A 22,237-nucleotide genomic window follows, 5' to 3' on the forward strand; every position below is an offset into this window, starting at 1 on the left:
CCGTCACGGTGCAGGCTCGGCGGCCGGAAGCACCGCGGCCACGCCGCCGAGGAGCATCTGGATCTTCGCCGCGACGATATCCTGGACGCTGCAGCCTGGAGGCAGGCGATAGATGAATTCTCTCACACCCAGGTAGAATATAGACGCGTGGACGGACCAGACCATCTCGATTTCGATATCGAGTACCGGAACTCTCTTGAGAGAAGGTCTGCCGAAATGATCTCTCAGCTCTTCGACGACGGCTTCGAAAATACGGTCTCGAAGGAATTTTAGATATCGCGCATTGAAGTCCAGATTCTTAAGGCCGGCGAACATGAAGAGCCTGATCCATTCCGGTGTCAGGATGACCTTGGCATAACTGACGTAGAATCGCGTCAGGCGGTCCGCGATCGGGATGCGGCGGTCGCCGATGAGTTCCTCCCAGAACGGGTCCCAGCGCCCGACAAACACATCTTGGTAGACGCGTTCGATGAGGGCCTCCTTGCTGGGGAAGTAGCGGTACAGCAGCGGCTGGGTGATGCCCAATATCGCGGCGAGCTCGCGTGTCTGGCCTTCGAATCCGCGCTCCGCGAAGAACGCAATCGCTGCGGCGGCAATGCTCTTCTCCCGATCGGCAGGCGACAACCGCCTGCGGGCGGCCGGTGGCGTGTCCGCCGCGGCCCCGCGCGGGCTTGGCGCGGCGGTCAGCGGGCCGGCGAGGCTCGGCTTTGATGTGAGCGAACGGACCATCGGGGTTCGTTATCACAGCAGGCTCCTTGATCAAGCGATAAACAACTTGCCCGACGCTCCGATCGGTCATTCGGCCTCGACAGCCGTAATCGCCTTCCGCTGAAGCGAATTTATCGCTTGATCAACAGGGTTGACAAAGCGCCTGCGCCTGCGCACTGTTGATCGATCGATAATCAACAATCCGGCTGGACGCGCCGCGCCGGCGATGGGGCGGACCGCCCGATCAGGGAGGACTCGACGTGGGAGTGACCGGAAGCGGGCGCCTGACGCGACCCAGGGCTGTCGTGATCGGCGGCTCGATGGCAGGGCTCTTCTCGGCCCTGCTCCTGCGGCGAGCCGGCTGGGAGGTCGACGTCTTCGAGCGCGCTGGACGCGAGCTGTCCGGCCGCGGCGCCGGGATCGTGACCCATGCCGAACTGTTCCGCATCCTCCAGGCCGCCGGGATCGACCGGCAGGCGGCCGAAGTCGGCGTGTCGGTGGTCGGACGGCGGGTGCTGGGGGCGGACGGCGCGGTCATCGGGGACCTGGCGCTTCCCCAGATCCTGACCTCCTGGGGCCATCTCTACAACCTGCTCCGCGATGCGCTCCCCGCTGCGTGCTACCATCACGGCCGCGCGCTCTCCCGGGTGGAGGCGGGCCCGGACGCCGCCACGGCCCATTTCGCGGATGGCTCGTCGGCGACGGGCGATCTCCTGATCGGAGCGGATGGGATCTTCTCCGCGGTGCGCGCCCAGTTCTCACCGGAGGCGGTTCCGAACTACGTCGGCTACATCGCCTGGCGCGGCCTCGTGGACGAAGCCGCCCTGACGCCGGAGACCCGCGAGGCGCTCCTCGACCATTTCGCCTTCGCGTTGCCGGACGGCGAGCAGATGCTGGGCTATCCGGTGGCGGGGGCCGGCAACGCGCTGGCGCGCGGCCGGCGCCGCTTCAACTTCGTGTGGTATCGCCCGGCCGCCGACACCGCCCTGCGCGACCTGCTGACCGACATCGACGGCATCGCCCATCCGCTCTCGATCCCCCCGAGCCGGATCCGGCCGGCGATCGTCGCGGCGATGCGGGCGGATGCAAGACGGCTCCTCGCGCCGCAATTCGCCGAGGTCGTCGAGAAGGCCGAGCAACCGTTCATCCAAGCCATCCAGGACCTCGAAACACCCCGCATGCGGCTCGCCCGGCGCGTCGTCATCCTGGGCGATGCCGCCTTCGTCGCCCGCCCGCATGTGGGCATGGGCGTGACCAAGGCCGCCTCGGATGCGCAGAGCCTCGTGGATGCGCTGGCGGAACATCCCGATGATCGCGACGCGGCCCTGGCGGCCTTCGAGGCGACCCGCCTCCGCTACGGCGCCGCCGTGATCCGCCGTGCCCGGGAGCTCGGCGCCTACATGCAGGCCCAGATCCTCACCCCAGAGGAACGCGCCATGGCCGAGCGCCATCGCCGGCCCGAGGCCGTGATGGCGGAGACCGCCGTCGCCACCGGCATCGCGGCTTGATCCGAGGCCTCAGCAGAGGGGGACGCAGTGAACAGCGCACGCATCTCGAGCCACCCAACCTTCCGCCGGCTGTGCTTCGAGCGGAACTGCCTGGGCCTGTCCCTGGCGGTGGTCATGGCGACCGCCTACTTCGCCTACATCCTCACGGTCGCCTTCCGCCCCGACCTCCTCGGCACACCGATCGGGGACAAGGACGGCGCGATCCTGACCTGGGGCCTCGCCGTCGGCGTCGCGCTCCTCGGCCTGGGCTTCGTGCTCACGCTCATCTACGTGCTCGTCGCCAACACGCGCCTCGACGGCCTCAGCCGGCGCCTGCGGGAGGATCTCCGATGACCGGCGCGCGCGTCCTGCTTGCCGCGGCGGCGGTCCTTCTCGCCGACGGTGCCCGCGCCGACGCCCTGACGGGGCCGGTGACGCGCCAGCCGCTGAATCCGATGGCGATCGCGATGTTCCTCGGCTTCGTCGCGGTCACCCTCGCCGTCACGGTCCGGGCCGCGCGCAGCGGCACCAGGACGGCGCGCGACTATTACGCGGCCGGCGGCGGGCTCAGCGGTTTCCAGAACGGGTTGGCCATCGCGGGCGACTACACCTCCGCGGCCACCTTCCTGGGCGTGACGGCGCTGATCTATACGTCGGGCTATGACGGGATGATCTACGCGGTCGGCTTCCTGGTCGGCTTTCCGATGATCCTGTTCCTGATCGCCGAGCCCCTGCGCAACCTCGGTCGCTACACCTTCGCCGACGTGGCGGCCTACAGGCTGTCCGAAGTCCCGGTGCGCCTCGTCGCGGGCCTCAACACCCTCGTCATCGTGCTGTTCTACCTGATCGCCCAGATGGTCGGGGCCGGCAAGCTGATCGAGCTGCTCTTCGGGCTGCCCTACCTGGCGGCGGTGGTGCTCGTCGGCGTGCTGATGATGGCCTACGTCGTCTTCGGCGGCATGCGCGCGACGACCTGGGTCCAGATCATCAAGGCGGTCCTGCTGCTGTCGGGATCCGTCCTGATGTCGACGCTGATCCTGGCCCGCTTCGGCTTCAGCCTGGAGGCGCTGTTCGCCCGCGCGGTCGCTCTCCACCCGAAGAAGCTCGCCATCATGGCGCCGGGAGGACTGGTCCGGGATCCGGTCTCGGCGATGTCGCTCGGGCTCGCGCTGATCTTCGGCACGGCCGGGCTGCCGCATATCCTGATGCGCTTCTTCACCGTGGCCGACGCCCGTCAGGCGCGGTTCTCGATCCTCGTCGCCACGGGGTTCATCACGATCTTCTACACGCTGCTGTTCGTCCTCGGCTTCGGCGCCATCGCGCTGGTGCAGGGCGACCCGGCCTACGCGGACGCGGCCGGCGGCGTCATCGGCGGCACCAACATGGTCGCGCTTCATCTGGCGGACAAGCTCGGCGGCGCCCTGCTGCTCGGCTTCATCTCGGCGGTGGCCTTCGCGACGATCCTGGCCGTGGTCTCGGGGCTGACGATCGCGGGGGCCTCGGCGGCGAGCCACGATCTCTATGCCCGCGCCCTGCGCCGGGGCCGCGCCACCGAGCAGAGGGAAATCCAGGTCTCGAAGGCCGCCGCAATCGGCATCAGCCTGGTCGCGATGGGGCTCGGCATCCTGTTCGAGAACCAGAACATCGCCTTCATGGTCGGGCTCGTCTTCGCCATCGCGGCGAGCGCGAACTTCCCCGTGATCCTCCTCTCGGTGGCGTGGCGGGACCTGACAACCCGCGGGGCGGTCACGGGATCGCTCGCGGGCCTCACCAGCGCCCTCGTCCTCGTCGCGCTGAGCCCCGGCGTCTGGACCGCGACCCTGAAGCTCGGCGCCGCCCCGTTCCCCTACGACAACCCGGCCCTGTTCTCGATGCCCCTGGCCTTCCTGACCTCCTGGGCGGTGTCGCGGCTGGACCGGAGCGAGGCCGCCGCCTCGGTCCGCGCGGCCTACGCGGCCCAGCACGTGACGGCGCAGACCGGCTTCGACCGGCCCACCGCACCGGCACTCCACTGAACCGACGAGGAGAAGGGTCATGACGCAGCAGACTTGGACCTGGCCGACGCCCCCGCGCGACTGGCCGCAGGACCTGCGCGAGGATTTCGCCGCCGGGTCCGGACGCGGGCTGGTCGGCAGCCGCCTCGTCTCGGAGACGGAGCGCGTCCGGGTCTGGTCGCTCAGCCTGAAGCCGGGCGAGCGGATCGGATTCCACACGCATGTGCTCGACTACTTCTGGACCGCGGTCACCGGAGGGCGCGCCCGCTCGCATTATGCGGATGGCCGGATCAACGAAGTCGCTTATGAGCCGGGCGACACCCAGCACCATACCTTTCCGGCCGGCGCGTTCATGATCCACGATCTCGAGAATATCGGCCCGACCGAACTCAGCTTCACGACCGTCGAGTTCCTCGACAGCGCGAACGCACCGCTTCCCCTGACCGGCCGATGACGTCCGCCTCGACCGTCCGGCTCAGCGCGGGCAGCCCCGTGGCCGGCCGGATCGTGTCGCCGCGCACGAAGCTTGCTGTGAACGCCGGTGCGGTCCCGCAGCACGGGAACCGCCTGGGCTCCTCCCGGTCCGGGCACGTTTGGCGTTGCGGGTGACATGCCGGAAGCAACCGTCCACATCGTCGACGACGATCCGGCCCTGCGCAGCGCGCTGGCGCGCCTGTGCCGGTCGGCCGGTCTCGCGGCGGTCGCCCATCGGGATCCGACTTCGCTGCCGATCACCCGGACGCGCGAGGCGCCGGAATGCATCCTGCTGGACGTGCGCCTGACCGATCAGAACGGCCTGACGGTCCAGGAGACCCTGCGCGATGCCGGCTGCACCGTCCCGATCATCTTCCTCACCGGATACGGAACCATTCCCATGACCGTGCGGGCCATGCGCGGCGGTGCGGTCGAGTTCCTGACCAAGCCGGTCGGCGACACGGTCCTGCTCGAGGCCATCCATCGCGCGCTGGACATGGATGCGGCCACCTTGCGCGCCGGCCGCCTTCAGGACGAGCTGTCCAGGCGTCTCGCAGCCCTGACGGCGCGGGAAGGCGACGTGCTGCGCTGTGCGATCGGCGGCCTGATGAACAAGCAGATCGCCGCCGAACTCGGGATCACGGAGATCACCGCCAAGGTCCACAAGCGCCGCATGATGGCGAAGATGGGGGCCCGCTCGCTCGCGGACCTCGTGCTGATGGCGCATCAACTCGGGATCGAGGCGACCCGGCAGCGTTGATCGGATCGGCCGGTCCCGGTCTTCGCCGGACCCGGCGGGGTGAGGCCGCGATCCGGGCCATCCGTCTCCACCGTTGCCGGCATGAGCCTCATCGCGCTCGCCGCGACATCCCGGCAAGCTGGAGGCCGGTCGCGGCCGCGGCGAGCGACACGCCCAGGCCCGAGACCGCCAGCCAGCCGGCCGCCTGCCAGGCGGCGGTGGCCGCGGCCGAGCCGGCCGCCCCGCCGAGGAACATGGCGCCCATCAGGATCGTGTTGAGACGGCCCCGGGCCTCGGGCCGGAGGGCGAAGATCAGGTGCTGGTTCGAGACGAGCGCGCTCTGCATGCCGAAATCGAGCAGGACCACGCCGATCACCAGCCCCGCGAGGGCGTTCCAGCCTCCCAGGACGAGCCAGGAGATCAGGGTCACCGCCGCGCCGATCGCCACCACCGCGTGAGGACCCCGCCGGTCCGCGACGCGACCCGCGATCGGGGCGGCGAAGATGCCGACCGCGCCGACGATGCCGAACAGGCCCGCGATATCGGCGCCGAGGCCGAAGCGCGGCTCCTGCAGGCGGAACGCCAGGATCGTCCAGAACACCGTGAAGGCGGCGAAGATCAGCGCCTGGGTCACGGCTGCGCGGCGAAGCGCCGGCAGGTCGCGCCAGAGATGAATGAGCGAGCGCATCAGCGCGCCGTAGGGCAGGCTCTGGGCGGGGCGGCTCACCGGCAGGCTGGCCGCCATCAGCCCGCCGGCTCCCAGGGCCATCGGCACCCCCAGCCAGAACATCGCCCGCCACCCGCCATGGGTCGCCACGAACCCGGCGAGCGTTCGGCTCAGCAGGATCCCGGTGAGGATCCCGGACAGGACCGTGCCGACGGTGGCCCCCCGGCGCTCGGGCGCGGCGAGGTGGGCGGCGAGCGGGACGATCTGCTGTGCGACGGTGGCGGACAGGCCGACGAGCAGCGAGGCCACGACGACCAGCGCGGCGTTGGGCGCCAAGGCCGTGAGGAGGAGCGCGACGGCGAGCATCACGAACTGGCCGACGATGAGCGCACGGCGTTCGACGAGGTCGCCCAGCGGCACCAGCAGGAAAAGTCCCAGCGCGTAGCCGAACTGCGTCGCGGTGGGCACAAGCCCGGTGAGGCCACCGGGCAGATCCGCCTCCATGATGCTCAGCATCGGCTGATTGTAATAGATGTTGGCGACCGCGATGCCGGCTGCGCCCGCCATCGCGAATGTGAGCCCGCGCCGGAGGAGAGCCGGCTCCGGGATCTCCAGAGAGTCTTGCGTGATCATCGCCATCTCCGAACACGCCCGGCGCGGGCGCGCCGGCCGAACCGCGGCACCGGACGCTCAGCCCACGCCCGGATCGAGGAAGCGGTGGATCGCCTGGACCACGACCGACCCCTCCCCGACTCCGGAGGCCACGCGCTTGACCGAGCCCGCGCGCACGTCACCGACCGCGTAGATGCCGGGTGTCGTGGTGGCGAAGGGCGACGACAGGGCCTGCCCGTCCGCGTCCTGGCCGGTCGACACGAAGCCGCCCTTGTCGAGCGGCAGGCAGCCGCACAGCCACTCGGTGTTGGGCGCGGCGCCGATCATCACGAACAGCGCGCCGAGCGCCTGCGCCTGAACGTCACCGGTTCTGGTGTCGCGCCACGCGACACGACGCAGGAACGCGTCGCCCGCGAGGGCCGTCACTTCCGTGAACGGGTGCACGGTGATCTTCGGCGACGTGGCGATCCGCCGGACGAGGTAGTCGGACATCGTCGCCCGCAGGCCGGGCCCGCGCACCAGGACATGGACGTGGGCGGCGGTCGCCGACAGGAACATCGCTGCCTGCCCGGCGGAATTGCCGCCGCCGACGACCGCGACCGCCTGCTGCTCGCACAGCCGCGCCTCCGTCCCGGTCGCCGCGTAATAGATGCCCTGCCCTTCGAACCTTTCGTAATCCGGGAGGTCGAGCTTGCGGTAGCGCGCGCCCGTCGCGACCACGATCGCCCGGGCCCGGGCGGACCGACCGTCCTCCAGGGCGATGCGATACGGCCGATCCGTGCAATCGAGGCGGCAGGCGGCCCGCGAGATCGCGAGATGGGCGCCGAATTTCTGCGCCTGGATCTGGGCCCGTCCGGCGAGCGCCTGCCCCGAGATCCCGGTCGGGAAGCCCAGGTAATTCTCGATCTTCGAGGACGTCCCGGCCTGACCGCCGGGCGCCTCCTGCTCGATCACGAGGGTCGAGAGGCCCTCCGAGGCCGCGTAGACCGCGGCAGCGAGGCCGGCAGGCCCCGCCCCCACGACCGCGACGTCGAAGACCCGGTCCTCGTCGAGGGGCTCGGTGAGGCCGATCCGGTCGGCAAGCTCCCAGGTGGACGGATTGCGCAGGACGACCGGGCCGGGCGCGACGACCGCGGGCAGATCGGCCTCGCCAAGTCCGAAGCGCCGCATCATCTCCGGCGCGTCCCCGTCGAGATCGGTGGCGACGGTCCGATGCGGATAGGCGTTGCGCGTCATGAAGCGCTGCAGGCGCAGGGTCTCCGCGCAGTGGCTCGGTCCGATCAGCACCACGCCGCCATGCTGGTGCCGCACGAAGCCCAGGCGGCGCAGGATGAAGGCCCGCATCACGATCTCGGAGAGGTCCGGCTCGGCCGCCAGCATCCGCCGGAACTCCAGGCGCGGGACGCGGATCAGCCGGGTATCCGTCCGGGCCTGGCTGCTGACGAGGGATTCCCGCCCGTTCAGGAAGTTCGTCTCGCCGGTGAACTGCCCCGCATGATGGACCGTGAAGACGTGCCGCTCGCGATCCGGCCCCTCGTCGAACGTCTCCACCGCGCCGTCGAGCAGCAGGAAGAAGTCGGCGGCGCGATCGCCGCGCCGGTAGAGGAACGTGCCGGCCGGCACCGTTTCCTCCGTGCCGTACTGGGCGATGCGCGCGATCATGCCCGCGTCGAGGAGCGGGAAGGTCTGAGCCTCCCGCAGATAGGGATCGGTCTGGTCGAGGGGCGAGGACATCGCGGCATCGCCGAGCATCTGGACCATCGGGGATCTCACTCCGTTCAGCGGGCCGGCTTCGGGATCGTCCCGCCGGGAGCATGGGACGGGGGCGGCGCCCCGGCCGCGACGCTCACGGTCGCGGTCAGGCCGGCGGCGAGCGTCACGTCGTCCGGCACGGCATCGAGCGTGACGCGGACCGGGATCCGCTGGGCGAGCCGGACCCAGGTGAAGACGGGATTGACCGAGGGCAGGCCGGCGACGCCGGGTGTCGCATTCGGGTCCATGATGCCGCCGGCGAGGCTCTGGACGCGGCCGTTCAGCACCCGGCCCGGGTAGCCCATCAGCACGATCCGGGCCGCGTCGCCGACCCGGATGCGGCGCAGCTGCGTTTCCTCGAAATAGCCCGCGACCCAGTAGCTGTCGGAATTGATGAGCGTCATCGCGGCTTGGCCGGCGATCGCGTAGGTGCCGGCCTGCAGGAGGAGGTTGGTCACGGCGCCGTTGACGGGCGAGCGCACCTCCACGCGCGAGAGGTTGAGTTCGGCGTTCTCCAGATCGGCGACGGCGCCCTGGTAGGCGGCCTCGGCCGCGTCGGCGTTGCTCTGGTAGGTCTGACGCACCTCGGCGCTGACGGCGAGGTCGTCGAGCCTGTTGCGGCGGTCCGCCTCGGCCCGGGCATTGGCGACCTGCGCGGCGGCCCGGGCCACGGCGGCCTGCGCGCGCTTGACCGCGATCCGGTAGTCGCGCGGATCGATCCGGAACAGCACGTCGCCCTTGCGGACCGTCTGGTTGTCGGTGACGAGGACCTCGGTGACCTGGCCGGATATCTCGGCCGCGACCTGCGCCGTGTAGACGCGCACGCTGCCGTCCCGGGTCCAGGGCGTGTCGACGTAATAGGCCCAGGCGAGCCAGGCGAGGAGTCCGGCGCCCGCCAGCACCGTCGCGACCGCGAAGAGGCCGAAGACCGACGGGGCGGCGGGACGGGGCAGCGGCGTCGGCGGCTGCACCCGCGCCGGCGGCGCACTGCCTTGCTGGAGGCTTGGCATCACTCACAGACGCCCGAGCATGAGGACGAGCCCCGACAGGGTCACGGTGAAGCAGGCGAGTTCGATCAGCGGCGAACGCGACCAAGGCCGGGTCGCCGGGACCCGGCGCAAGGTGACGACGGCGGCGGCGGTCACGCAGACGGCGATCAGCACGCAGGGTGCGAAGGGCGCCACGAAAACCCCCAGGATGTCGATCTCGCGCAGCGGCATCATGGGGCGGTCCTCCAGATCCGCCCGGGGAGCACCACCTCGAAAGCCGCGACCGCGAAGGCGATGCCGACGAAGACCGCCAGGCTCTGGTTCAGCGAGCCGATGAGGTCGTACTGCATCGGGTTCATCGGATCGACCGCCGTCAGGAACGACAGGTTGTAGCCGATCGCCGCCCCCGTCGTGCGCAGATCCGTGACCGCGACCGCGCCGACGAAGAGGAAGGGAAACAGAACGACGGCGAGGATCTCGAAGGCGGCCGGCGTGCCGAGGAGGTAGTACTTCGCGCCCAGCCCGGCGATCTGGCCGACGCCGACGCCCCAGAGATAGGCGCGCGCACGCCGGTCGGAATCCGGCATCGTGGCGAAGATGATCGACACGACCCCCGCGAAGGCGACGAAAAGGCCGCCGGTCGGCCAAGCGGTCGCGATCCAGATCGCCCAGGCGGCCCCGACGACCAGGCTCGTTCGAAGCGCGTTGGCGGCGACCACGTCGGAACTCGGCATCGCCGCGACCGCAGTTGCGGGCGGGGGACCCTGGCCGATCTCGGCAAGCGCGCTCGCCGCGTAGACGCAGGCGATCCCGAGCGAGATCTCGGCACCGCGCGCCAAAGCCGTTCCGAACACCGACAGGGGCGCATCGGAACTCAGGACGACGATCAGGCCCGCGGTCAGGCCGCCCAGGGCGGCCCCGTAGGAGGCGAGACCCGGAAGGCTCCCCCCGACATAGGCGCTGAGCCCGAACCACAGGGCCAGATACAGCCCCAGGGCGATCGGCGCCTGAGCGAACGCCGCGATCCCGACCACGCCGGCGACGAGCCCCAGCACGGTACCGATCATCCGCCATGCCCCTTTCCGGGCGACCAGGCCGCGGGTGGGCAAGGCCAGCGACATCACCGTCCAGGCAGCCCAGCGCGGCGTGTCGAGCTGAAGCCACATGGCCAGCCAGAGCGCCGTCAGGGCGGCCAGCGTCGTCCGGATTCCGAACGGCACACCGGTCGCCGCGAGACGCCTCAGACCGTGGGACAGGTGGTCGATCAAGGAATGCGTCATCGCTGAGGGACGCTCCCGGCCGACGCGGCGTCCGGCCGGGCTTCGGGCTTGCCGGGCGGCGTTGCCCGGCCGAGTCACGGTCAGGCTCCCGGGATCAGAAAGCCCCGATGGCGCGTCAGCGCCTCGGCTACGGGACGTGGCACCCCCAGGTTGGTCGCCAGCACGTCCGGCGGGTTCGAGCCCAGCCACGCCGAGAGATCGTTGGCTTGGTAACGCCCGTTGTTGAAGCCGATGAGCACCTTGAGGATGCCGGGCCCCGTATTCCGGATGTAGTGTCCCGATCCCATCGGGGCGTAGCCGACATCGCCCGCGTCGAAGGTCTCGACGACGACGTGACCTTCCGCCAGGAACACGGCCATCTCGGCCGAGCCTGCGAGGTAATATTGCCATTCGTCGGCGTTCGGGTGCCAGTGCAGCTCCCGCATCGCCCCCGGCTCGATCTCGAGCACGGATCCCGCCATCGTGGTCGAGAGCGGGAATTCGTCGACCGTGACGGTGCGCTGGGTGCCGCCTCCGGGGACGCGCCGCGGTTCCTGGGCGTGGAGCGGGTAGCGGTGACGTGAGGTCAGTTCCGGCCGCGCCCGGGGCGCCGCATCGGGCGATCGGTCATCCGGCACAGGCCCCAGAGCGAAATACGCCTCGCCATGGGGCAAACCGGCTCGATCCGCCGCGCTGAGGCCGAGATTCTGCGCCAGGGCGGCCGCGGGCGTATGCGCCAACCAATCCGTGACGCTGAAGGTGTGATCCTCGGAGAAGTCGCCGTTGTCGAAGATGAGGATGAAGTGGCACTCATCCGGTCCGAGCCCCTGGATCGAGTGTCCCCAGCCGCGGGGGAAATACCAGACGTCGCCGGGACCGAACGTGTCGATTGCCGAGCCGCCATCGGGGTCCAGGATGGTGGTGCGGCAGGACCCCGAAACGACATAGGCCCATTCGGCAGCGTTGGCGTGCCAGTGCATCTCCCGCATGCCGCCGGGCGCGAGCCGCATGGACACGCCGGCAAGACCCTGACTGGCCGGAAACTGTTTCACCGAGGCGCCCCGGGTGACGCCTCCGGGTCCGAGGCGAGGCGGCTGCTCCTCGAGGCGGTAGCGGAACGACAGATCCGTGGTGGTCACCATGCAATCCTCGTTGCAAGAGAAGCGTTGCGGCCCGAAGGGCGCTCAGAGCGATGCGCCGCGTCACGCCCGACAGCGGTGAAACGGCCGCGCGGTGCCCGGGCGGGCCGGAGGCCCCACGCATCACCGGCGCGCGCCAAAAATCCCGGGCTCGACGATCTTTGGTCGTTGTCGGATCTAAAGCCTGGCGAAGTCAGTAATATCGCGGGATCGGACCATCTTGAGGCGTGGTGTCGCCTTCGAGATCGATCATGACCGCGTCGACATAGCACCAGCCCCAACCTTCCGGAGGATCGTATCCCTCGATGATGGGATGTTCGGTTGCGTGGAAATGCGCTGTCGCATGGCGCATGGGCGACTGATCACAGCAGCCCACGTGACCGCAGGTTCGGCAGACGCGCAGGTGAAACCATGCGCTGCCGATCCGGAGACAATCCTCACAGCCGCGCGCACTCGGCGTCACCCTCTGGATGCCTGCAACGTGCCTGCACACTGGCACCACCCGGCGTCTCCCTGCTTGATCGGCCGCGATGCTGGATCGCGCCGGAGGCGCGTGATCCGCACGCAGCCTCACCCAAGAGACCGCGATCGCACCGACGCATCTTGTCGAAAGCGGCGGCCATTTGGACGATCGGATCGGTTCCATCGGCATCGGCATGAGATCGTCAGGTGATGGTGGCCGAGTGACGTGGCACGAATGTTCCAAAAGGATAGGATCCATCAATATTCCTGAAGCTGCTTACTTTAGTCCATGTAACATCCACCTGCGCGTCGCTCCGGAATGCTCGCGGCGTCCACGTGGCCGGACTCCGTCGCCCGGACGGGGCGATCTTCAGGGATCATGGACGATGAAGTCACTTCTCCTCGGCGCCACCGTGCTCGTCGGGTTTCTGGTCGCCTCAGCCGCTCCGAGCCTCGCGGCCGGCGATGGCCTGGATCGGGACGCGGCCGCACAGGGCAACGGCCATTTCGCCGGCATGCACCGTGGCGCGCGGATCACCTCGCGGTACGGAGTGATGCGTCCGCGTCGCCACCATCGGCACCACCGTCGCTGAGGCGTTCGGACAGGCCCGCGCCTCGCATGATCCGCAGGATCGCCCCCGAGCTGCGCGGCGGCGCGATCGGGGCGCCCGGCCTCCGGCCGCGGATTGCGGGAGCCGGATGCCGCGCGAAGCGGGATCGGCCGGCATGCCCGGCCGCCTGTCCGGCGCATCGCACGCGTCTCGTCCCTGATCGCCGCTTCGGACGCTTCTGACGTCCGCGCCCGCCTCCAGCCCGAGGACCCCGATGGCCAAGGCCAAGATCCGCGCCTACACCAATCCTGCCGGCGGCTGGGGCGCGCTGGAGGCGACCGGCAAGGCGCTCGTCGAACAGGAGATTGCGGTGCGCGGAGCGGCGACGCTCCTGCGCATGAACCAGCCCTCGGGCTTCGACTGCCCGGGCTGCGCCTGGCCCGATCCCAAGAAGCCCGGCCCGTTCGAATTCTGCGAGAACGGGGCCAAGGCCATGGCCTGGGAGGCGACCGCCAAGCGCTGCGCCCCGGACTTCTTCGCCGCCCACACGGTGTCCGAACTGGCGACGTGGAGCGACTACGACCTGGAGATGGTCGGTCGCATTACGCACCCGATGCGCTACGAGGCGGCCAGCGACAGGTATGTCCCGGTCGCCTGGGCGGATGCCTTCGCGCGGATCGGGACGATCCTGCGCGACGGCACGGATCCGGATCAGGTCGAGTTCTACACGTCCGGGCGCGCCTCCAACGAGGCCGCCTTCCTGTTCCAGCTCCTCGGACGGGCCTACGGGACCAACAACTTCCCCGATTGCTCGAACATGTGCCACGAGGCGACCAGTGTGGGTCTCCCGCAGAGCATCGGCGTCGGCAAGGGCACGGTTCTCCTGGAGGATTTCGACCGCGCCGACGCGATCCTGATCTTCGGCCAGAATCCGGGGACCAACAGCCCGCGGATGATGACGAGCCTGCGCGACGCGTCGCGGCGGGGCGCGGCGATCCTGAGCTTCAATCCGTTCCGGGAGCGGGCCTTGGAGCGCTTCCAGGCGCCGCAGAATCCCGTCGAGATGGCGTCGCTGACCTCGACGCCGATCGCCTCGCGCATCTTCCAGGTCCGGGTCGGGGGCGATGCGGCCGCCCTCAAGGGGATCATGAAGGCCTGCATCGCGATGGACGATGCGGCCATCGCCGCCGACACGGGGCGCGTGCTCGATGCGGACTTCATCGCGGGCCACACGCGCGGCTTCGAGGCCCTCGCGGCCGACCTTCGCGCGACATCCTGGGCGGCGATCGAGCGCCGGTCCGGGCTCAGCCGGGCGGACCTCGAATCCGCGGCACGGACCTACGTGGCGGCGGAGAGCGCCATCCTGGTCTGGGGGATGGGGATCACCCAGCATCGCCGCGGCACCGAGAATGTCCGCCTGATCAGCAACCTCGCGCTCCTGCGGGGCAATGTCGGGCGGCCGGGCGCGGGCCTGTGCCCGGTGCGCGGGCATTCCAACGTTCAGGGCAACCGAACCGTCGGCATCACCGAGAAGCCGACGCCGGACATGCTCGACCGGATGCGGGACGTCTTCGGCTTCGAGCCGCCCCGGGCCCATGGCCACGACGTGGTCACGGCCCTCGGCGCGATGCTGCGGGGCCAGGCGCGGGCCTTCATCGCCCTCGGCGGAAACTTCGCCGCCGCCGTGCCCGACACCGAAGCCGTCCAGCGGGCGATGCGGACGCTCGACCTGACGGTGGCGATCAACACCAAGCTGAACCGGGGCCAGCTGGTCCACGGCCGGGAAGCCTACATCCTGCCCTGCCTCGCCCGCAGCGAGGTCGACCACCAGGCGACGGGCCCGCAATCGATCACCGTCGAGGACTCGATGTCGATGGTGCATGCCTCGGCCGGCCGCAACCTTCCGGCCTCGGAGCACCTGCTGAGCGAGACCGCGATCGTGGCCGGCATCGCGCGGGCGACGCTCGGCCCCGGCTCGGCCATTCCCTGGGAGGACTTCACCGCGGATTACGACCGGATCCGCGACGCGATCGAGCGCATCTTCCCGATCTTCCAGGGCTTCAACGCGCGGATCCGCGTGCCCGGCGGCTTTCATCTCACCTCGCTGGCGCGCGAGCGGATCTGGGCGACGCCGTCCGGCCGCGCCGAGTTCGCGGTCTTCGAAGGCCTGGACGAGGACGAATACGCCGATGACCCGGATGCGCTCTGGCTCACGACGATGCGCAGCCACGATCAGTACAACACGACGCTCTACAGCCTGTCCGACCGGTACCGGGGCGTCTTCGGCGGCCGCATGGTGGTCTTCCTGAGCGAGGCCGAGATGGCCCGGCAGGGCGTTCGGGCCGGGGACCGCGTCGCCCTCCACACCCTCGCGCAGGACGGGATCGCCCGCTCGGTCGAGGGCTTTGAGGTCGTGCCCTACGCGCTGCCCGACGGCTGCGTCGGCGCCTATTACCCCGAAGCCAATCCCCTGGTCCCCCTCGGCCTGCACGATCCGCAGAGCCACACCCCCTCCTACAAGGCGATTCCGGTCCGGATGCGCCGCCTCGGAACGGGAGCCTGAGCATGGACGCCCTCACGCTCTCCCGGATCCAGTTCGCCTTCACGATCGGCTTCCACATCCTGTGGCCGGCCTTCACGATCGGCATCGCCTCGTTCGTCGCGTTCCTGAGCTTCCGGTGGTGGCGCACGGACGATCCGGTCTACGGCGCGCTGATGCGGTTCTGGATCCGCATCTTCGCGCTGGGCTTCGGCATGGGGGTCGTGACCGGGCTGGTCCTCTCCTACCAGATCGGGACGAACTGGAGCGGGTTCTCCCGGGCCGTCAGCAACGTGCTCGGGCCGTTCTTCATGTACGAGGTCATGACCGCCTTCTTCCTGGAGGCGGGCTTCATCGGCATCGTCATCTTCGGGGAGAACCGCGTCGGGCGCGGCGCGCATTTCTTCGCCTGCCTGATGGTCGCCACAGGGACCCTGTTCAGCGCCAGCTGGATCCTGGCCTCCAACAGCTGGATGCAGACGCCGGCGGGCTACACGCTCGATGCCGACGGCCTGTTCCATGTGGCCGACTGGTGGGCGGCGTTCTTCAACCCGTCCTTTCCCTATCGCTTCCTGCACATGGTCTGCGCCAGCTACATCACGGGCAGCTTCGTGGTCGCGGGGGTCTCGGCCTACCACCTCTGGCGGCGCCAGCACGTCGCGGTCGCCCGCAAGGGCTTCTCCCTGGCGATGGGCGCGGCCCTGGTGCTCGTCCCGCTGCAGCTCGTCATCGGCGACGCGCATGGACGCAACACCATGCGCCACCAGCCGACCAAGCTCGCCGCCATGGAGGGGCTCTGGGAGTCCGGCTCGGGCGTCCCGGCGACGCTGATCGCGTGGCCGGATATGGCAGCCGAGCGCAACCTCTTCGAGATCGCGATCCCGCACGCCGCGAGCCTCTACCTGACGCATAGCTGGAACGGCTACGTGCAGGGGCTCAAGGCCGTCCCGGCCGCCGACCGGCCCTACGTGCCGCTGGTGTTCTTCGCCTTCCGCATCATGGTCGGCGTCGGCCTCGTGCTCCTGATCCTGGCCGTCATCGGCGGCGTGCTCCGCTGGCGCGGCCGCCTGTTCACCACCCGCTGGTTCCAGCTCGCCGCCATGGCGGCGACCCCGCTGGGCTTCATCGCGGTGATCGCCGGCTGGACCGTGACCGAGACCGGGCGGCAGCCCTACGTGGTCTACGGACATCTGCGCACGGCCGACGCCGTCGCGCCGCTCGCGCCCGGCGCCGTGCTGACCTCGCTGCTGATGTTCGCCCTGGTCTACAACCTGCTGCTCCTGGCCTTCTTCTGGTACGGCGCGCGCATCGTCATCCGCGGACCGGCCGCGATCGCGGACCTGCATCCGAACGCGGTGCGCCCCGGCCTCGAACAGGCCGGAACGGCGGTCCTGGGCCGGGCGCCCCGCTACACCACGCCGATCGCGGCCGGGGAATGACGATGGATTTACCGCTGATCTTCGCCCTCGTCGCGGCCTTCGCCATCGCGATCTACGTGCTCGCCGACGGGTTCGACCTCGGCATCGGCATCCTGTTCCTGCTCGCACCGCGCGATCGGCACCGGGACCTGATGATGCAGAGCATCGCGCCGATGTGGGACGGCAACGAAACCTGGCTCGTCCTCGGCGGCGCCCTGCTCTGGGCCGCTTTTCCGATCGCCTATTACGTTCTGCTTCCGGCCTTCTACCTGCCGATCATGGCGATGCTGTTCGCCCTGATCCTGCGGGGCATCGCCTTCGAGTTCCGGTTCCAGGCGACGCGCTTCCGGCGCGTCTGGGATTTCGCCTTCGCGGGCGGCTCCCTCCTCGCCGCGCTGGCGCAGGGCCTCGTCCTGGGCGGCTTCATCGGCGGTGTTCCGGTGCATGAGGGCGTCTTCTCCGGAAGCCCGTTCAGCGCCTTCAGCCTGCTGGGCCTGCTCTGCGGCGCCGGCCTCGTCGGCGGTTATGCGCTCCTGGGTGCGGGCTGGCTGATCTGGCGCACCGACGGGGCGGTGCAGGTCTTCGGCCGGGAGGTGGGACGGGCCGCCCTGATCCTCACGGCCGCCATGATGATCCTGGTGAGCGCCTGGACGGCCCTCACCGTTCCCGAGGTCGCGCAGCGCTGGTTTGCATGGCCGCAGCTGCTGCCGCTGGCGCTCCTTCCTGCGGCGGCCGCCGGCGTCTCGGTGCTGATCGGGCGCAGCCTGTGGAGCGGGCGCGAGACGCGGGTGTTTCAATGGACGATCGTGCTGTTCCTCCTCGGCTTCGCGGGGCTGGTGGTCAGCCTCTGGCCCTACGTCGTGCCCCGCCACGCCACGATCTGGAACGCCGCGTCCGACGATGCGACCCTGCGCTTCGTCGGGATCGGCGTGCTGATCGTCGTCCCGGTCATCATCGGCTATCTGGGCCATGCCTACTGGGTCTTCCGCGGAAAGACCGTGCTGGAGGCGCACGGCACCGAGGAGGCTCAGCAGGCGGCGCCGTCCGCAGGCCGGCGCGCCAGCGCCTCCGAGACCGCCCTGCACCTGTGCTGAGGCGCGCCCTCAGCGTCGCCGGAGGCGAACCCGCATGGCCCGCTTCGCTCGCGCGACACGCGTCGCCCCGACCCTCGCAGCCCCGACCCTCGCAGCCCTGGCGCTCGCAGCCCAGGCGCTCGCAGCCTTGGCGCTCGCAGCCCTGATCGACGGCCGGGAGACGGCCCGGGCGGCAGAACGCGACGCTCCGGTCCCGGTCGTCACCGCCAAGGTCGCCCGCGGCGACGTACCGGTCGTCCTCAAGGGGCTCGGGACCGTGCAGGCCTACAACACGGCGACGATACGCAGCCAAGTCACCGGCTTGCTCACGAGCGTGACGTTCGTCGAGGGCAGGTCCGTGGCGGCCGGCTCGGTGCTGGCCACGGTCGATCCCGAGATCTACCGGGCCAAGCTCGATCAGGCCAAGGCGCAGCTGCAGCGGGACCTGGCGCGGCTGAGCAACGCCCAGCTCAACCTCGACCGCAACGCGCCGCTGCTGGAGAAGGGATACGCCACGGATCGGCTGGTCGAGGACCAGAAGGCGCAGGTCGCCGAACAGGCGGCCGCGGTCGCCATCGACAAGGCCGCCGTCGCCTACGCGGAAGCGGAGCTCGGCTTCACCACCCTGCGGGCGCCCTTCGACGGCGTGACCGGCATCCGGCTGACGGATGTCGGCAACCTCGTCCGCCCGAGCGATCCCGGCGGGATCGTCGTCGTCGCGCAGCTGCAGCCGATCAGCGTGATCGTCACGGTGGCGGCCGGCGACATTCCCGAAATCCAGACCGCGCTGACGCACGGTCCGGTCGCGGCCCAAATATATGACCAGACCGGGACGCACTTGCTCGACAGCGGCACCCTGCTGCTGATCGACAATCAGGCGCAGACCAGGACCGGCACCGTTCAGCTCAAGGCCAACGTCCCGAATGCGCAGCGTGCGCTTTGGCCCGGCACCTTCGTGGTGGCGGAAATCACCCCCCGCGTCATCAAGGACGCGCTCACGATACCGGTCGATGCCATCCAGCAGAACGACCACGGGACCTTCGTCTACGTGGTCGGCGACGACCGCACGGTGCGCGTCCGGCCGGTCGCCGTCGCGTCGCGGCACAAGGGTCTCGCGCTCATCGGATCCGGGCTCGGCCCAGGCGAGACGGTCGTGACGCAGGGCCAGTACCGCCTGCGGCCCGGAACCGTCGTGGCGGAAGCCGAGCCCGGAGCCGTCTCTCAGACGACGACGCGCGCGCTCGGGCTGCTGCCGTGAACCTGTCGGCCCCCTTCATCCGGCGCCCGATCGCCACGGCCCTCCTCATGGTGGCCGTCGTGGCGCTGGGGGTGGCGAGCTACCCCTTGCTGCCGATCGCGGCGTTGCCCAGCATCGACACGCCGATCCTCCAGGTCACGGCGCAGCTTCCGGGCGCATCGCCGCAGATCGTGGCCGATTCCGTGACCACGCAGCTGGAGCGCCAGTTCGGGCAGGTGCCCGGGCTCAGCCAGATGACCTCGAGCAGCGGCGTCGGCTACGCGCAGATCACGCTGCAATTCGATCGCAGCCGGAGCCTCGATGGCGTCTCCACCGACGTCCAGGCCGCGATCAACAATACCCAGGGGCAGCTGCCCGCGAGCCTGCTCGATCCGCCCGTCTCCCGGCGCACGAACCCGGCCGACGCGCCGATCCTGCTGATCGCGGTGCGTTCGGACGTCCTGCCGATCACCACGGTCTCGGATTACGCCGATTCCATCCTGGCGCAGCGGATCGCGCAGATCGCAGGCGTGGGCCAAGTTCTGGTCGGCGGCCTGCAACTGCCGGCGCTGCGCGTCCAGCTCAACCCCGCCCTGATGGCGTCGGAGCAGCTGAGCTTTCCCGAGGTGCGGCGGGCACTGGCGCGGCTCACCGTCGAGCAGCCGACCGGGCAGCTCTACGGACGACAGCAGACCTTCGCCCTCACGACGAACGATCAGCTTCTGACCGCCGACGGCTTCGACGCGGCGATCGTCGCCTATCGCGACGGCGCGCCGATCCGCATCCGCGACATCGGGCGGACCGTCAAGGCGCCGCAGGACGAGACCCTGGCGGGCTGGATCGACGGCAAGCCGACGGTGATCCTCGCCGTGCAGCGGCAGGCCGGGGCCAACGTGGTCGAGACCGTCGCGTCCATCCGGGCGCGGCTCCCGCACTTGAGGGCGTCCCTGCCGCCGGGCATCGACGTCGCCATCGTGTCCGACCGGACGACGACGATCGTCGAGAGCCTCGACGACGTGCGGCGCACGCTGCTGCTGACCATCGCCCTCGTCGTCGGCGTCATCGCGGTGTTCCTGCGCACGGTCTGGGCGACCGTCATCCCGGCGCTTTCCGTCCCGATCGCGCTCCTGGGCACGGTGGCGGCGCTGTACCCGCTCGGCTACAGCCTCGATAACCTGTCGCTGATGGGCCTGTCGGTCGCGATCGGCTTCGTGGTCGACGACGCCATCGTGATGGTCGAGACCGTCGTGCGGCACATCGATGAGGGCGCGGGCCCCGTCGAGGCGGCCGTCGCGGGCGCGTCGGAGATCGGCTTCACGGTCCTGTCAATCTCGATCTCGCTGATCGCCGTGTTCATACCGCTCTTCCTCATGGGCGGTGTCGTCGGGTTGATATTCCGGGAATTCGCCGCGACGGTCGCGGTCGCGATCTTGGTCTCGACCGCGGTCTCCCTGACCCTGATCCCGATGCTCTGCGCCAAGCTCCTGCCGCCCCGGCGGCAGGACGCGCCGGGGCGGATCTCACGGGCCGTCGAGCGGATGTTCGACCGGCTCTTCGCCCTGTACGATCGGGGCTTGGCGGTGGTGCTGCGGCATCAGGCCGTGACCCTCTGCGTCATGATCGCCACGATCCTCACGACGCTCGGTCTGTTCGTCGTCATCCCGAAAGGCTTCTTCCCCGAGGAGGACACCGGCCTCATCCTGGGCATCGCGGAAGGGGCCCAGGACAGTTCGCCGGCCGCCATGAAGGCCGCCCAGCAGGCGCTCCTGGCCGTCGCGGCCCGGGACCCGGCGGTCGCCAGCGCCGTCGGCTTCGTCGGAGCCGGCGGGCCGACCGTCACGGAGAACGACGGACGGGTGTTCATCACGCTGAAGCCCTTCGGCCAGCGCGACGTGAGCGTGTTCCAGGTCATGCGGCGCCTCGACACGGCGCTCGCGTCGGTCCCCGGGATCACCCTCTACATGCAGGCCGCCCAGGACATCACCATCGGCGGCCGCCTCAGCAAGACGCAGTTCCAGTACACGCTCACCGACCTGGATCCGGCCGAGCTGACCGTCTGGGGCTCGCGCCTCGCCGACCGGCTCCGGGCGCTCCCGGTGTTGCGCGGCGTCGCCAGCGACCGGCAATCGGCCGGGCGCACGCTGCGGCTCTCGATCGATCGGGCCACCGCGTCGCGCCTCGGCGTCGATCCCGCCGAGATCGACCAGACGCTCTACGACGCCTTCGGCCAGCGCCACGTGGCCCGGCTCTATACGGCCCTCAACCAGTATTACGTGATCCTGGAGGTCGAACCGTCCTACCAGTTCGGCCCCGAGGCCCTCCGGCGGATCTATGTCCGCTCGCAGAGCGGGACGATGGTGCCGATCGGCGAGATCGCCACGGCCGTGCCGGACGTCACGCCGCTGGCCATCAACCACCAGAACCAGTTCCCGTCGATGACGCTGAGCTTCAACCTCGCCCCCGGCGTCACGATCGGCACGGCCGTCACGGCGGTCGAGGACGCGGTCGCCGCCTTGCGGATGCCGCCCTCCGTGGCGCACGGTTTCGAGGGCAACGCGAAGGCGTTCCGCGCCGCGCTCGGCGGGATGGCGCCCCTGATCCTGCTCGCCCTGTTCGCGATCTACCTGATCCTCGGCATGCTCTACGAGAGCACGATCCATCCGATCACGATTCTCTCGACGCTGCCCTCCGCGGGGCTCGGCGCCCTCCTGGCGCTCATGGCCTTCGGGCGGCCGCTCGACCTGATCGGCCTCATCGGGATCATCCTGCTGATCGGCATCGTCAAGAAGAACGGCATCATGCTGGTCGACGTCGCCCTGGAGGCGGAGCGGAACCGCGGCCTGTCCGCGACGGAAGCGGCCCGCGAGGCGGGGCGCCTGCGTTTCCGGCCGATCCTGATGACGACGCTCTGCGCGCTGCTCGGAGGCCTCCCCCTCCTGCTCGCGACCGGTGCCGGCGCAGAGATCCGCCAGCCGCTCGGCCTTACAATCGTCGGAGGACTGATCGTTTCTCAGCTCCTCACGCTCTACACCACGCCGGTCGTTTACATTTACATGGCCCGCCTCGGCCATCGGCTTCGTCGCGGCAGCACCGGTGAGCGACCGCGCGTGGCCTGACCGCCCCGCGCGGGCGAGCCC

The 22,237-nt window shown here is 69.9% G+C and carries 19 protein-coding genes; 11 read left to right on the forward strand and 8 right to left on the reverse strand.

Features of this window, described 5'->3' with window-relative positions; translation table 11 throughout:
* Positions 1-3: 3 nt before the first annotated feature.
* The gene (locus BLT59_RS12990) at positions 4-729 is read right to left on the reverse strand and encodes a TetR/AcrR family transcriptional regulator (protein ID WP_091780331.1); all 726 of its coding nucleotides are present in this window, start codon (positions 727-729) and stop codon (positions 4-6) included.
* Positions 730-968: 239 nt separating this feature from the next.
* Here BLT59_RS12990 and BLT59_RS12995 point away from each other — a divergent pair, with 239 nt between their 5' ends.
* The 5 genes from BLT59_RS12995 (at position 969) to BLT59_RS13015 (ending at position 5,423) form a co-directional block, all read left to right on the forward strand.
* Positions 969-2,216, forward strand: coding sequence for an FAD binding domain-containing protein (locus BLT59_RS12995; RefSeq protein ID WP_280141054.1), 1,248 nt, complete (start codon positions 969-971; stop codon positions 2,214-2,216).
* 27 nt (positions 2,217-2,243) lie between these two features.
* The gene (locus BLT59_RS13000) at positions 2,244-2,549 is read left to right on the forward strand and encodes a DUF485 domain-containing protein (RefSeq protein ID WP_091780334.1); all 306 of its coding nucleotides are present in this window, start codon (positions 2,244-2,246) and stop codon (positions 2,547-2,549) included.
* Positions 2,546-4,210, forward strand: a complete 1,665-nt coding sequence (actP, locus tag BLT59_RS13005; protein ID WP_091780337.1) for a cation/acetate symporter ActP — start codon at positions 2,546-2,548, stop codon at positions 4,208-4,210. Before BLT59_RS13000 ends, actP begins: the two co-directional genes overlap by 4 nt.
* Before the next feature lie 19 nt (positions 4,211-4,229).
* A complete protein-coding gene (locus tag BLT59_RS13010; protein WP_091780340.1) occupies positions 4,230-4,643 on the forward strand; it encodes a cupin domain-containing protein in 414 nt (137 codons plus the stop codon).
* Between the two features lie 156 nt (positions 4,644-4,799).
* A complete protein-coding gene (locus tag BLT59_RS13015) occupies positions 4,800-5,423 on the forward strand; it encodes a response regulator transcription factor (protein ID WP_091780344.1) in 624 nt (207 codons plus the stop codon).
* A gap of 88 nt (positions 5,424-5,511) precedes the next feature.
* Here the strand turns inward: BLT59_RS13015 and BLT59_RS13020 are convergent, their stop codons facing one another.
* The 7 genes from BLT59_RS13020 to BLT59_RS13050 form a co-directional block, all read right to left on the reverse strand.
* The gene (locus BLT59_RS13020; RefSeq protein WP_210185974.1) at positions 5,512-6,702 is read right to left on the reverse strand and encodes an MFS transporter; all 1,191 of its coding nucleotides are present in this window, start codon (positions 6,700-6,702) and stop codon (positions 5,512-5,514) included.
* A 57-nt stretch (positions 6,703-6,759) separates the two neighbouring features.
* Positions 6,760-8,442, reverse strand: coding sequence for an FAD-dependent oxidoreductase (locus BLT59_RS13025; RefSeq protein WP_244513970.1), 1,683 nt, complete (start codon positions 8,440-8,442; stop codon positions 6,760-6,762).
* Between the two features lie 17 nt (positions 8,443-8,459).
* Entirely contained in the window at positions 8,460-9,443 is a 984-nt protein-coding gene (locus BLT59_RS13030) for an efflux RND transporter periplasmic adaptor subunit (RefSeq protein ID WP_091780347.1), read from the reverse strand.
* 3 nt (positions 9,444-9,446) lie between these two features.
* Positions 9,447-9,656: a DUF1656 domain-containing protein gene (locus tag BLT59_RS13035; protein WP_091780350.1), complete on the reverse strand. Its 210-nt coding sequence runs from the start codon at positions 9,654-9,656 to the stop codon at positions 9,447-9,449.
* Positions 9,653-10,702, reverse strand: a complete 1,050-nt coding sequence (locus tag BLT59_RS13040) for an FUSC family protein (RefSeq protein WP_091780354.1) — start codon at positions 10,700-10,702, stop codon at positions 9,653-9,655. Before BLT59_RS13040 ends, BLT59_RS13035 begins: the two co-directional genes overlap by 4 nt.
* 80 nt (positions 10,703-10,782) lie before the next feature.
* Positions 10,783-11,823: a cupin domain-containing protein gene (locus tag BLT59_RS13045; RefSeq protein ID WP_091780357.1), complete on the reverse strand. Its 1,041-nt coding sequence runs from the start codon at positions 11,821-11,823 to the stop codon at positions 10,783-10,785.
* A gap of 190 nt (positions 11,824-12,013) precedes the next feature.
* A complete protein-coding gene (locus BLT59_RS13050; RefSeq protein WP_175544008.1) occupies positions 12,014-12,322 on the reverse strand; it encodes a UBP-type zinc finger domain-containing protein in 309 nt (102 codons plus the stop codon).
* Between the two features lie 346 nt (positions 12,323-12,668).
* Here BLT59_RS13050 and BLT59_RS13055 point away from each other — a divergent pair, with 346 nt between their 5' ends.
* From BLT59_RS13055 to BLT59_RS13080, 6 genes are all read left to right on the forward strand, one after another.
* Complete coding sequence (locus BLT59_RS13055) at positions 12,669-12,875, forward strand: hypothetical protein (RefSeq protein WP_091780360.1); 207 nt, start codon at positions 12,669-12,671, stop codon at positions 12,873-12,875.
* A 232-nt stretch (positions 12,876-13,107) separates the two neighbouring features.
* Complete coding sequence (locus BLT59_RS13060; RefSeq protein ID WP_091780362.1) at positions 13,108-15,396, forward strand: FdhF/YdeP family oxidoreductase; 2,289 nt, start codon at positions 13,108-13,110, stop codon at positions 15,394-15,396.
* A gap of 2 nt (positions 15,397-15,398) precedes the next feature.
* Entirely contained in the window at positions 15,399-16,811 is a 1,413-nt protein-coding gene (locus BLT59_RS13065) for a cytochrome ubiquinol oxidase subunit I (RefSeq protein ID WP_091780366.1), read from the forward strand.
* A gap of 2 nt (positions 16,812-16,813) precedes the next feature.
* A complete protein-coding gene (gene cydB, locus BLT59_RS13070) occupies positions 16,814-17,884 on the forward strand; it encodes a cytochrome d ubiquinol oxidase subunit II (protein WP_244513971.1) in 1,071 nt (356 codons plus the stop codon).
* Positions 17,885-17,918: 34 nt separating this feature from the next.
* Positions 17,919-19,121, forward strand: coding sequence for an efflux RND transporter periplasmic adaptor subunit (locus tag BLT59_RS13075; protein WP_244513972.1), 1,203 nt, complete (start codon positions 17,919-17,921; stop codon positions 19,119-19,121).
* Positions 19,118-22,216: an efflux RND transporter permease subunit gene (locus BLT59_RS13080; protein ID WP_091780372.1), complete on the forward strand. Its 3,099-nt coding sequence runs from the start codon at positions 19,118-19,120 to the stop codon at positions 22,214-22,216. Before BLT59_RS13075 ends, BLT59_RS13080 begins: the two co-directional genes overlap by 4 nt.
* Positions 22,217-22,237 lie beyond the last annotated feature (21 nt).

Origin of the sequence: Methylobacterium sp. UNC378MF, from assembly GCF_900103195.1 — a bacterium.
GTDB lineage: Bacteria > Pseudomonadota > Alphaproteobacteria > Rhizobiales > Beijerinckiaceae > Methylobacterium.